The organism is Bacillus sp. BACIII, assembly GCF_057836745.1.
On sequence record NZ_CM174437.1, the window covers coordinates 1,176,574 to 1,188,471 of the forward strand.

Below are 11,898 nucleotides of genomic sequence, written 5' to 3' on the forward strand. Positions count from 1 at the left end.
TCAATACAGGAATTTAATATAGAAAGGATATGATTATGAAAATCTTTGAAGCAACCACCCTGCTGGCCGCTGCCAAACAGCGCGCGGGTGAATACAAAAAACTGCGCGATCAGATGGTCAACCTGAAAAAAGCGTTTCAAGGTATGGCTGATCTTGGTGACAATGATTTCTCAGGCCGGGGCGCCGACAACATCAAAGCCTTTTTCCATGACCACGCCGGCGTCACAGACAGCTGGCTTGATCTGATCGATATGAAAATCGCATTTCTCACAAGCCTTCCCGGCAAAGTCGAAGATGCCGGACTTTCCAATTCGCATGTGGAGGAATCTTTTCTGGAGCACGAGCTCACACACGCCTTGAATAAATCAAAGGCGATTATGGAAGAACAGAAAAAAGACATGCGCTCCATCCTCGGAGAGATCGAAGACATCATCTCGCTTGATCTCTTTTCCACCGAAAGCGTGGATCACAAGCTCCAATCAGCCGACAAAAAGAGAAACGAAACGATACATAAACTCGGCAGACTTGATCACGATCTAACGAAAGAATACGCAGAAACCGAAGCAAACGAACAGTTCATCCAAGCTGACTTTCAACAGCTTCAAAACGCCACAGGCAAAGGGAAAAACGCCACTCCCCTTCACTACAACGCCAAGGCGTACCGTGAAAGCGACATCCATAAGAAAAAAGGCGAGATTGCAAGACATTCGGATGCTTATTTGACGATTAAAAAGGAAGAAGCGAAAGATCGAGAGATTGAAAAACTGAAAGAAAGACTGAACAATTTCGACTATGCGAATGCTGCTGAGTTCTACTCAATGGCCAAAACGATTGGTTATGAAAACCTGACAAAAGAACAGCAGCGATACTTTACTCAAATTCAAAACACGCAAGAACTCACAGACGGTTTCAAAGGGGTTGCAGTCGGCCTTTATGATGTTGGGAAAGATACTGTGTTAGGGCTGAAAGATCTCGCTGTCGGCGCTTGGGACTTTTATCAGCTCTCTGATGAACAAAAGGTTGTTAAAACGATTTCTACTGTATTGAATACTCCGTCTTACGCAAAAATCATATGGACAAACCTAGCCGATTCGTGGAATGATCAAATGGTGAATGGTGATACGTACTCTAGAGCGCACTACGTCTCCTATGCGGTGGGCAGCTTTGTCGGCCTGAAAGGTGTGGGCTCGACGGTTAACGTGTCAAGCAAACTCGCAAAAACAAGCATCTCCAAGGTAGGAAAAGTATTGGAGCCTGGCGCTGCAAGCCATGTACACACAGGAATAAAAAACGGAACAGACTATATCAATTCTTTATTGAAAAATAAAAACGAACCTGCTCTTGTTGGAATAGCGAAAGATATTGAAAACACCCATAATGTAAAAAACACCCCGCTTTTAAAGAAAGAAATTCAAAAAAAGCAAGATATGCTGACACAGGCCGCGCCGTTCACACATAAAGATGCCTTTGGAAATACAGTAACAACTAACTTAAAAAATGGTCATTTAAAAAATGATGTGCATCCTATAACAGGTATACCTTATGATAAAGATGGTTTTCCAATATTTGATCCCGTTGCAGAAGTGAAAATTGATAAGTCATTATATCTTGAAAAAGATACTGTACAGTTTAAAAAAGCAACCGAACTCCTGTTGCAAGAAATCAACAAAAATCCCCAGTTGAGAAATCACTTTACAAAAATGCAGTTGAAGCAAATTATAAAAGGGAAAAAACCAAAAGGGTTTACGTGGCATCATCATCAAAATGAAGGTATAATGCAGCTAGTTGATTCAGATATACATGGTAAGACAGGGCACACTGGTGGAAGAAATATCTGGGGCGGAGGTTCCGAATACAGATAAAGGAGAGTTATAACATGGTTGAATGGGATTTCGGTGAACATCCTATCAGTAACGAAGAAATTCAAGAAGTTGAAAATACGCTACAAGTAAAGTTTCCAAAAGATTATTTAGAATATGTCAAAAGCTATTCTGGCGCTACCCCAACTCCTGAGACTTTTGATTTTGAAGGAAGAAAAGGGATTGCTTTCGGATACTTACATAGTTTCCATGAGGATAGTGAGTCATACATAATTAACGTTTCTAATCGTTATCGAGACGGCAGAATGCCAGATAAAGTAATTCCTATTGCGGATGATGTGTTTGGTAATGAGATCTGTTTCGATTTTAGAAAGAATCATAGTAATCCCCCTCTTGTTTTTTGGGATCATGAAATTGCTTTTGAAAATCCAGAGGGTGCTCTGAGTCATATATGTAATTCGTTTACGGAATTGGTAGATAAGCTCTACGAAGAATAGAAACAAAAAGTCTATATAGACAAAGCCCTTCCCTTTTGCCTTTTGAGAAGGGCTTTTTGTTATTTCATTAATATTTCCAGTTTTACTTTCGTTTTTGGTCCGTAAATTCCGTCAGCAGTTAACCCGTATATAGATTGGAACCGTTTGACCGCATTTGCTGTTTTGGGACTATACGTGTTAAGTGGTTTTAGCACTTTGATTATTGCTTGTATTCGTTGAGTACTCATTTACTTCAAAAGTAAGGATATTCTTAAAGATTACATGATCTTTTCTGTTCTCAAACGGTCCAATATTATTATTGTGCTTGTCAATCTCGTATCTCGAAGGGCTGTTCGTTTAACAGCATTTGCTGTTTTCGGTCCGTAATAGCCATCTATTCCGTTGTTCTTTGCTCTTTTGTCTGGATAGTAATAGAGAGCCGCCAACGCTGTTTGAATCTGTTTTACGGCCTTAAGGGGCTTGTCACTTTTAAAACGCCTGACGGCAGCGTGTAAGATGATTTCTTTCCGCTGAACGGCGAGCTGGCCGAGCCAGTCAACTTTAATACTTGACCGGCTTTGATAAAGTTCGGGTCCTTGATACCGTTCAAGCTTTGCAGGGTTGCCATGCTTACTCCTGTTTTCTGTGCAATGACAGAAAGGGCATCCCCTTTCTTCACGGTGTACGTCGCCCCGACTGTCTTGGTTTCTGTTTTTGATGGTTTGGGTGCTTTTTTACCCCCAAGACGTTTTAATTCTCTTGCACTGGTCCGCCTTCACTCCATTACAACGAGCCTCAGATAAAATGCGGTGCGAGCAATATTTTCCGATCCAATCCTGGTGCTCTCTAATCCTGTTGACGCCCCGGCCCCGCTCTTTAAGCAACTGAGCGACAAGCTTGATTGTCAACGCCTCTTCTGCCCGGTATAGTGCTCCCGCCTGCCTTGGGTAGCATATTTCTACAGAGATAGACTTACGATCCCCGGTTTCGTTTGTGCCGTTGCCAGAATGCCAAGCATTCCGGTTCAGCGGAATCCCCTGAATCATTTCTATATAACTCGATCCAAAATGATAGCTTGTCGAACTCACCACATAAAAATTGACAGAGATTCAATGAATAAGTACGAGGATTATATCTCCACAATTATGGAGTAATTTTTTATTGATTTTTTGTGGGTATTTTGTGGGTGGTATATGATTTATATTAAATTATTAAATTTGTTAACAAACCAAAAAATCCCCTGACACCAATAGTGCCAAGGGATTGAGAGATTAATACTGAGACATGTATTGTTCGCGCTCCCACGGATGAACCTGTGTGCGGAACATATCCCATTCGATTTCTTTTGCTTCGATGAAGTGTTCGAACAGATGCTCACCGAGAGCTGCAACCATGACTTCGTTTGATTTGAATTCGTCGAGAGCTTCCGCAAGTGTCGCCGGAAGGTCCACGATTCCGCTTTCCATGCGCTCTTCTTTGCTCATGACGTAGATGTTGCGGTCAATCGGAGCCGGCGCTTCAAGTTTATTTTTGATTCCGTCAAGGCCTGCTGCAAGCAATACGCTTAATGCCAAATACGGGTTTGCCGCCGGGTCTACGCTGCGGACTTCAACACGCGTACTGATGCCGCGGGAAGCCGGAATACGGATCAGCGGACTTCTGTTTTGCGCGCTCCATGCCACGTAGCAAGGTGCTTCATAGCCCGGAACAAGGCGTTTGTAAGAGTTCACTGTCGGGTTTGTGACAGCTGTAAAGCTTGTCGCGTGTTTTACGATACCGGCAATGAAGTGTTTTGCTGTTTCACTCAGCTGAAGATCAGCGTCTTTATCAAAGAATGCGTTAACGCCATCTTTGAAGAGTGATAGATTACAGTGCATACCGGAACCGTTTACGCCGAACAGCGGTTTTGGCATGAATGTCGCATGCAGACCGTGTTTGCGGGCGATCGTTTTGACGACAAGTTTGAAAGTTTGGATGTCGTCACAAGAACGGATGGCACCGGCATATTTAAAATCGATTTCGTGCTGGCCGGGAGCCACTTCATGGTGAGATGCTTCGATTTCAAAGCCCATTTCTTCCAGCTCAAGCACGATATCGCGGCGGCAGTTTTCTCCCAAGTCAGTCGGAGCCAGGTCGAAGTATCCGCCTTTATCGTTTAATTCGAGTGTCGGTTCGCCTTTTTCATCTAATTTAAACAGGAAGAATTCAGGCTCAGGTCCAAGATTGAAATCGCTGAAACCGAGTTCTTTCATTTCTTTCAGAATCCGTTTGAGGTTGTTACGCGGGTCACCTTCGAACGGGGTGCCATCCGGATTGTAGATATCACAGATGAAGCGTGCTACTTTACCTTTTTCAGCTGTCCATGGGAAGATAACAAATGTGTTTAGATCAGGATATAAGTACATATCAGATTCTTCGATACGGACAAAACCTTCGATGGAAGAACCGTCAAACATGCATTTATTATCAAGTGCTTTTTCAAGCTGGCTCACAGGAATTTCCACGTTTTTAATCGTTCCGAGAATGTCTGTAAACTGAAGGCGGATGTACTTTACGTTTTCCTCATTTACTAATTTTACGATGTCTTCTCTTGTGTACTTTGCCATTTCGTAAAACTCCTCCTCTAAAAGGTAAATGTATATAGCAAAACAGTTGCTAACGGATTAATGAAAGAATCGGGACATATCACCTTGGCGGAAGGTATTCCCCCGCTGGAATCGGCCTGCCTGCATCAGTTCGTTTTTCAGAAGCTTTCTGAGTTCTTCGTCAGACAGATTGTGCTTCATCGGTTTGGCAGTTTTTTCGGATTTTTCCTCCGGTTCGGCAGATGCCTTATCCAGAATTTGTTTGATCCCCGCCATATTGACGCCTTGTTCAATCAAATTTTTGATTTCTAACAGTTTATCTACATCATGGAATGAAAATAATCGTCTATTCCCTTCGCTTCTCGCTGGAAATATCAGTCCATTTTCCTCATAATATCGAATTTGCCGGGCAGAAAGTTCTGTTAACTGCATGACAATTCCTATTGGAAATAAAGGCATTGAGCGGCGAATGTTATCACTCATCTCAATTTCCTCCTTTTCTTATCTTAGTCTCATTATAGGTGATGTTATATTTTGTGTCAACACAATGTAAGGAATCTTAACATAAAATTCTTTGAAAATTGCAAACGGCTCAGATCAGCCTTTTTTCCATTAGAGCATTAACTGCGCTGCAAATCGCATTTTTCACGTGCGCATAGGTTAATCCTCCTTGGACATACGCGACGTAAGGCGGTCTGATAGGGCCATCTGCCGATAATTCAATGCTCGCCCCCTGTACGAAAGTGCCTGCTGCCATAATGACATCGTCTTCATATCCCGGCATATAGCTCGGATAAGGCGTCACATGCGCATTAATCGGGGACGCATATTGTATCGCCTGGCAAAAAGCAATCATCTTTTCAGGGTCCTGAAACTCAACAGATTGAATCAGATCCGTTCTCGGCGCATTCCATGCAGGGTTTGACGAAAATCCCAGCTTTTCAAGAAAGCGGGCGGTAAATACCGCTCCCTTCAAGCTTTGCGCCACTACGTGCGGAGCGAGAAAGAAGCCTTGATACATTTCCTGCAGTGAATACAGCGATGCGCCGGCTTCACTTCCGATTCCCGGTGAGGTCATCCGGTAAGAGCAGGCTTCAATCCACTTGGCTTTCCCCACAAGGTATCCCCCCGTTTTGGCAAGGCCGCCGCCCGGGTTTTTAATCAGGGAGCCGGCCATAAGATCCGCTCCGACGTGACAGGGTTCCCGCTCTTCCGCAAATTCTCCGTAGCAATTGTCCACAAAAACAATGACATCTTCTTTGATTTCTTTTACGAAACGAATCATCTCTTCAATCTCATTTATCCTGAAAGACGGGCGGTTCGCATATCCTTTTGAACGCTGAATACCGATCACTTTTGTATTCGGACGGATTGCAGCACGGACCGCTTCGAAGTCCACTTTGCCTTCTGTGGTTAAATCGACTGCATGATACCCGATTTGAAATTCTTTAAGCGAGCCTGAATACTCCCCGCCTCTCACCCCAACGATTTCTTCGAGTGTGTCGTACGGCTTGCCTGTGATATAAAGCAATTCGTCTCCGGGTCTCAGCACACCGAACAGCGCGATTGAGATCGCGTGCGTCCCCGAAATGATTTGCGGTCTCACGAGCCCCGCCTCTCCTCCGAACACATCAGCATAGATCTCTTCCAGAGTATCCCGGCCGATGTCATCATAACCGTATCCGGTTGAAGGTGTAAAATGCGTATCGCTTACTTTATGCTTTCTGTAGCTTTGCAGGACTCTCCATTCATTCCGTTCACTGATTTCTTCTATTCTTTTATGAACGGCGGCGATTTCCGCTTCTGTTTCTTCGGCAGTTTTTTGCAATAGAGTGCCGTGTGTCAGTGTCTCAAACATGTTGTATATACCTTCCTTACATGAATTTCTTCAGTTCTCCAAGTATGCTTTGTTCTTCTTGCACATAACCTGAGACTTCGTAGCGTTCATTTTCTTCATTAAAATAAAGACTGTCGATCATAGTCTCTGATTTAATGCGTGACATCAATTTGCCTTCAGCGGCGGGTACATGAACTTCATACGGCGTCATCAGCTCCCGGCGCAAATAAGCTTCGATTTCCGCTTTCAATTTCGCTTCATCCCCGAAAATTCTGGCGCTGATCATGATGTGGCCTTCCCCTGCTGTCGGAATGAAGTCAGGAAGTGTTTCATCTCTTTTGTTATAAGCGGTTAACACCGGAATATCATCTGCTTCAAGCTCTTTTAACAGTCCGAGAACAGTCTGTTCATGCCCGGCATAATCTTCATTGGAAGAATCAATGACATGAATGATCAAGTCAGCTTCCTTCACTTCCTCAAGCGTTGAACGGAAAGCGGCAATCAGCGTTGTCGGCAAATCCTGAATAAAGCCGACCGTATCAGACAAAAGGACGCTGTAACCGCTTGGAAGCGCCATCTTTCTCGTCATGGGATCAAGTGTTGCAAACAGCAGATCTTCTTCATAGCTGTCTGAGCTTGTTAATTTATTGAACCACGTTGATTTTCCGGCATTGGTATATCCGACGAGCGCCGCCTGAAGCACACCATTCTTCTTGCGTCTCTCCCGATAACGGCTTCTGTGGCGGATAACCGTTGACAGCTGCACGTTAATTTCGTGTATGCGGTTTCTAATGTGGCGCCGGTCTGTTTCAAGCTTTGTCTCACCGGGCCCTCTCGTCCCGATTCCGCCGCCTTGTCTGGAGAGATTGATTCCTTGTCCGCTCAAGCGCGGCAGTGCGTATTGAAGCTGGGCCAATTCGATCTGAAGCTTTCCTTCCCTCGTCTTCGCCCTTTTTGCGAAAATATCCAAAATAAGCTGCGTGCGGTCGATGATCTTCGCTTCAATTGCCGTGGCGAGTGATTTAAGCTGGCTCGGTGACAGTTCATCATTAAAAATGACCAGATCCGCTTCAAGCTCTTCACACAGCGCCTTCAGCTCGTCTACTTTCCCCTTGCCTATATATGTAGCGGCATCCGCTCTGTTCCGTTTTTGCGTAATCCGGGTCAGCACCGTTCCGTCAGCCGTTTTTGTCAATGAAGCGAGCTCGTCCATGGAATGTTCAAAGTGCTCGTCGGTCATGTGCGGAAGCTGGCAGCCGACTAAAATGACCGTTTCTTTTTTTTCTTCCTGTTCGTTCACATGGATGTTCCTTTCTGTGTCGTATTGGGCAGTAGTACTATCATACCAAACCCGCAGGACGTATACCACACATCCGGCGGGTTTTAAAGAGAGAAATAAAAAAAGGCCTCTCAAACCCGGCTGAGAGGATTATTCATGAGCTGCGGTGTCATCTTTTATAAATAAATCCTGACTCTTGATCGTCATCAGATCGTTTTTTAAGTATTGGTCCCCCATTAAAAGCCTCATGGCCTGAGCGCGGATTGATTTTTCAATCACATTTCTGACAAAACGTCCGTTGCTGAATTTAATGGGGCTTGTCGTGCTTTTCACCGTCATTAAGTAATCTTTTAACTTCCACTCGGCTTCCTGGCTTAATTGATACTCCCGCTCCGCTATCATGCGCTTTGCAATGTCCATCAGCTGAGCGACAGAGTAATCCGGAAAATCGATGCTGATAGGAAAACGCGATTGCAGGCCGGGATTTAATGACAGGAAATGTGTCATTTCTCTCGAGTACCCTGCCAGGATCAGAATAAACTCATGCTGTTTGTCTTCCATATGCTTGACAAGCGTATCAATCGCCTCTTTACCGAAATCCTTTTCTCCGCCCCTTGCAAGTGAGTATGCTTCATCAATGAATAAAATGCCTCCGAGCGATTTTTTAATCAGATCTCTCGTTTTTTGCGCTGTGTGTCCGATGTATTCACCGACCAGATCGGCACGTTCTGCTTCGATCAGATGTCCTTTGGAAAGCACGTTCATTTCGAAGAAAAGCTTGCCGATCAGTCTCGCGACGGTTGTTTTTCCGGTGCCGGGATTGCCTTTGAACATCATATGAAGAGCTTGTTTTCCGACTTTCAGCCCTTGTTCGGCCCGTTTTTGGTTGACGAATATCCACGCATAAATTTCTTTAATGTTGCGCTTCATTTCTTCCATACCCACTAATGTGTTCATTTCTTTTTCAATTTCTTTCAGAATGCTGTGCTTGGCTTCATTTTTTTGCAGGGCGGCCTGATATTCCGCCTCAGCTTCCGCATTTGTCAGCACTTGCTTTTGGCCATTAAGAATGATGTTAATTTGTCCGTTATTTTTATAGGTTACAGCGCGCTCCAACATGCTCACCTCTCTGTTCTCTCTTTATCTTATTCATGATAAAGGCGTTCCGTGACACCCGCCTATCATCATGAGGCCCGATTACCCCTTTTATCTGTCGCATTTTCCGTTCTCTTCGGGAATGATGCTGAATCCTGCGCTTTCCCGAGAAATATTTTTCATTTCTTATTGTATTCAGCTGAAACGGAAGGACAAACCATTTATTTTTATTTTCCGGGAAATGCCGGGCGGATTTCTCATTTTTTTCATGAATGACAGCCGTACAAGCACCTTTTAAATATCATCATATGCTGTAATGAGGTGATGGAGAATGGTTAAAATTTTTTTAGACCCCGGTCATGGCGGAACTGATTCAGGTGCAACCGGAAACGGGCTTCAGGAAAAAGCGGTCACGCTGGAGATCGCACTGGTTTTGCGCACGATTCTGACGAATGAGTATGAAGGGGTTTCTGTCACGATGAGCAGGACAAGCGATAAGACGGTCAGTCTGACGGAAAGAACGGATGCCGCCAACAGCTGGGGCGCAGATTATTTTTTATCCATTCATATTAACTCAGGAGGCGGAACCGGATTCGAAAGCTATATTTACCCGGGTGTAGGAGCGCCGACTTCGACTTATCAATCAGCCGTTCACACGCAAGTAATCCAAGCATCCGGTTTTAATGACCGAGGGAAAAAAACAGCCAACTTCCATGTGCTGCGGGAGACAAGTATGCCGGCGATTTTGACGGAGAATGGTTTTGTTGATACGGCAGCTGATGCAAACAAATTGAAAACAGCCAGTTTTATTGAAAGCCTTGCAAGAGGACATGCCAAGGGCTTGGAGCAGGCTTTCGGTCTAAAAAAAAAGCCTGACTTATATAAAGTGCAAATCGGCGCTTTCAATGTGAAAGCAAATGCTGATGCACTTGCCGCCAATGCGGTGTCTAAAGGTTTTGATGCGATTGTGCTTCCAAAAGACGGCTTATTTAAAGTGCAGATCGGCGCATTCTCTTCCAGAGATTATGCTGAATCTTTAGCAGCGCGGGCCAAAAAAGCGGGATTTGATACCGTCATTACGTTAAACTAATGAAAAACCCCTGTTCTCCCTTTTTAAGGAGGAACAGGGGTTTTTCTGTTATTGAAGAATATCGGCGACAAACTGAGACCAAGTTTCAAGCCGCTGATACACGTCTTCTTCTTTTAATTCGTTCACTTTCATCCAGCGGCCGGCGATCTGCTCTTTTTCTTTCACTTCGACTTGTGCTCCAGACGCTAATTGGAGCGCAGAAAGGATGCCGATATGCACCTTTCCGACACTGTTTTCATCATCATTGATTAAACCGAGTGTGACAATGTTTTGTTTGTCTTCCTCAAGAATATGCAGTTCTTCTGCTAACTCCCGGTCGGTATTCTGTTTCAGCACCTCCGCAAATGAGGCCGCTCCCTCCATAGGATTCATGTGACCGCCGAAGCCGAGGGAAAGTTTATTATGAAGGCGCGATTCTCCGCCGCCCGCGAGCCGCTCATACACAAACACCTCATCATCGCGGCGGATGACGACATACGGAATCGGCTGTTTAAAACGCGGGTCCTCTTCCGCGTCGCCTCTTCTGATTTCTGAAAAATGCTCCTCAATTTGAGCCATAATCTTCACGATACGCTCATCTTCGCTGTTGACTCCCTGGAATGTCAGCGTTTCGTTTTGGAAGACGTCACTCCGCGGCGCGGCTAAGATGATTTCATCCATTTTATCCATGTCGGTTCCTCCTGTCATATTTCTCCATTCAAGCCAAAAGAGCAGATATTATATCTGATCTTCATCTTGACCGAAATAAAAATCCTCGTCTTTAATCGGTTCTACCGTCGCTTTTTTGTAGCCGTTCCCTTTCATGGAGAAGAAATCATGTGATTTCGTTTTGGTGTTTAATCCGTTTAATACGATCGGATTAATATCCTCTTCTTCAAAGTAAGGATCGAACCCTAAGTTCATCAAAGCTTTATTGGCGTTATAGCGGATGAATTTCTTTACGTCATGAGACAGCCCGACTTGATCGTACAGATCCTCGGTATACTCAAGTTCATTGTGATAAAGCTCTTCTAAAAGCTCAATCGCAAATTCACGAAGTTCCGCCTTTTTCGCTTCTGTTTGTTTATTGTATATTTCTTGGGCAAGCAATCCGACATAGACGCCGTGGATCGCTTCATCACGAAGAATCAGGTTGATGATTTCACCGCTTTGCATCAGTTTTCCCTGTCCGTAGAAATATAACGGATAATAGAAACCGCTGTAGAAAAGGAAGCTTTCTAAGTAAACGGAAGCGACCATCGCTTTAAACAGCGAAATCTCATCGTCTTTTTTGATAGCGCGGTACAGTCCGACAACGGTTTGGGCTTTTTTCTGCAGGTACTTATTCTGCTTTACCCATTCAAACACTTCGTTGATCGTTTCAGTCGGAGCAAGTGTCATAAAAATATTTGAATATGATTTTGCGTGCACCGCGTTTTCCATCATCGCCATGAAATTAAGAACCGCTTTTCGCTGATGGCCTTCTACGTGCTCGGCCACAATCGGCATGCCCGTGTTCCCCTGCTCTGTATCAAGCAGTGTCAGGCCGGCGAGCACCTTCATGTACGTATCCTGCTCATTTTTACCCAAGTACTTCCAAGTGAGGAGATCGCCGTTTAATGCGATCTCTTCGGGAAGCCAGAACTGCTTTACGTTTTGGTTGTAAAACATTTGGGTAAAATCATCTTCATGCTTTGACCAGTTTGCTGCGTCATAAATTTTTGTCACTGTAAACTC

At 44.4% G+C, this 11,898-nt stretch carries 10 protein-coding genes and 3 pseudogenes; 3 read left to right on the top strand and 10 right to left on the bottom strand.

Annotation, left to right across the window (positions count from 1 at the left end; translation table 11 throughout):
• Window positions 1-35: 35 nt before the first annotated feature.
• Both ACXN9U_RS05800 and ACXN9U_RS05805 read left to right on the top strand, forming a co-directional pair.
• A complete protein-coding gene (locus tag ACXN9U_RS05800) occupies window positions 36-1,862 on the top strand; it encodes a T7SS effector LXG polymorphic toxin (RefSeq protein WP_060962717.1) in 1,827 nt (608 codons plus the stop codon).
• A 14-nt stretch (window positions 1,863-1,876) separates the two neighbouring features.
• Window positions 1,877-2,317, top strand: a complete 441-nt coding sequence (locus ACXN9U_RS05805; RefSeq protein WP_024085400.1) for an SMI1/KNR4 family protein — start codon at window positions 1,877-1,879, stop codon at window positions 2,315-2,317.
• A gap of 59 nt (window positions 2,318-2,376) precedes the next feature.
• Here the strand turns inward: ACXN9U_RS05805 and ACXN9U_RS05810 are convergent.
• The 8 genes and pseudogenes from ACXN9U_RS05810 to spoVK all read right to left on the bottom strand — a co-directional run.
• Window positions 2,377-2,490 (bottom strand): annotated as a pseudogene (locus ACXN9U_RS05810) (peptidoglycan-binding domain-containing protein); the annotation flags it as partial.
• Window positions 2,491-2,494: 4 nt separating this feature from the next.
• Window positions 2,495-2,641: pseudogene (locus ACXN9U_RS05815) on the bottom strand (Kelch repeat-containing protein); the annotation flags it as partial.
• Window positions 2,641-3,342 (bottom strand): annotated as a pseudogene (locus tag ACXN9U_RS05820) (LysM peptidoglycan-binding domain-containing protein); the annotation flags it as partial. The pseudogenes ACXN9U_RS05820 and ACXN9U_RS05815, both read right to left, overlap by 1 nt.
• A gap of 225 nt (window positions 3,343-3,567) precedes the next feature.
• Window positions 3,568-4,902, bottom strand: coding sequence for a type I glutamate--ammonia ligase (gene glnA, locus ACXN9U_RS05825; protein WP_016936014.1), 1,335 nt, complete (start codon window positions 4,900-4,902; stop codon window positions 3,568-3,570).
• A 57-nt stretch (window positions 4,903-4,959) separates the two neighbouring features.
• Window positions 4,960-5,364 (bottom strand): MerR family transcriptional regulator, encoded by a 405-nt coding sequence (locus ACXN9U_RS05830; RefSeq protein WP_438421999.1) that lies wholly within the window; start codon window positions 5,362-5,364, stop codon window positions 4,960-4,962.
• A gap of 109 nt (window positions 5,365-5,473) precedes the next feature.
• Window positions 5,474-6,739 (bottom strand): methionine gamma-lyase family protein, encoded by a 1,266-nt coding sequence (locus tag ACXN9U_RS05835; RefSeq protein WP_489202301.1) that lies wholly within the window; start codon window positions 6,737-6,739, stop codon window positions 5,474-5,476.
• 16 nt (window positions 6,740-6,755) lie between these two features.
• Window positions 6,756-8,018 carry a GTPase HflX gene (hflX, locus tag ACXN9U_RS05840; RefSeq protein WP_060962720.1) on the bottom strand — a complete coding sequence of 421 codons (1,263 nt, stop codon included), beginning with the start codon at window positions 8,016-8,018 and terminating at the stop codon, window positions 6,756-6,758.
• A 129-nt stretch (window positions 8,019-8,147) separates the two neighbouring features.
• On the bottom strand, window positions 8,148-9,116 hold the full coding sequence (spoVK, locus tag ACXN9U_RS05845) for a stage V sporulation protein K (RefSeq protein ID WP_032864740.1): 969 nt from the start codon (window positions 9,114-9,116) through the stop codon (window positions 8,148-8,150).
• 307 nt (window positions 9,117-9,423) lie between these two features.
• Between spoVK and ACXN9U_RS05850 the strand changes: the two genes are divergently transcribed.
• On the top strand, window positions 9,424-10,182 hold the full coding sequence (locus tag ACXN9U_RS05850; protein WP_489202302.1) for an N-acetylmuramoyl-L-alanine amidase: 759 nt from the start codon (window positions 9,424-9,426) through the stop codon (window positions 10,180-10,182).
• Between the two features lie 48 nt (window positions 10,183-10,230).
• Here the strand turns inward: ACXN9U_RS05850 and ACXN9U_RS05855 are convergent, their stop codons facing one another.
• Window positions 10,231-10,851 carry a hypothetical protein gene (locus tag ACXN9U_RS05855; RefSeq protein WP_060962723.1) on the bottom strand — a complete coding sequence of 207 codons (621 nt, stop codon included), beginning with the start codon at window positions 10,849-10,851 and terminating at the stop codon, window positions 10,231-10,233.
• A gap of 48 nt (window positions 10,852-10,899) precedes the next feature.
• Entirely contained in the window at window positions 10,900-11,889 is a 990-nt protein-coding gene (gene nrdF, locus ACXN9U_RS05860; RefSeq protein ID WP_489202303.1) for a class 1b ribonucleoside-diphosphate reductase subunit beta, read from the bottom strand.
• Between the last annotated feature and the right edge of the window lie 9 nt (window positions 11,890-11,898).

Bases quoted from the DNA above. Each gene is read 5' to 3' on its own strand.
- ACXN9U_RS05800 (WP_060962717.1), top strand. From the start codon at position 36: ATGAAAATCTTTGAAGCAACCACCCTGCTGGCCGCTGCCAAACAGCGC.
- ACXN9U_RS05805 (WP_024085400.1), top strand. From the start codon at position 1,877: ATGGTTGAATGGGATTTCGGTGAACATCCTATCAGTAACGAAGAAATT.
- glnA (WP_016936014.1), bottom strand. From the start codon at position 4,902: ATGGCAAAGTACACAAGAGAAGACATCGTAAAATTAGTAAATGAGGAA.
- ACXN9U_RS05830 (WP_438421999.1), bottom strand. From the start codon at position 5,364: ATGAGTGATAACATTCGCCGCTCAATGCCTTTATTTCCAATAGGAATT.
- ACXN9U_RS05835 (WP_489202301.1), bottom strand. From the start codon at position 6,739: ATGTTTGAGACACTGACACACGGCACTCTATTGCAAAAAACTGCCGAA.
- spoVK (WP_032864740.1), bottom strand. From the start codon at position 9,116: ATGTTGGAGCGCGCTGTAACCTATAAAAATAACGGACAAATTAACATC.
- ACXN9U_RS05850 (WP_489202302.1), top strand. From the start codon at position 9,424: ATGGTTAAAATTTTTTTAGACCCCGGTCATGGCGGAACTGATTCAGGT.
- ACXN9U_RS05855 (WP_060962723.1), bottom strand. From the start codon at position 10,851: ATGGATAAAATGGATGAAATCATCTTAGCCGCGCCGCGGAGTGACGTC.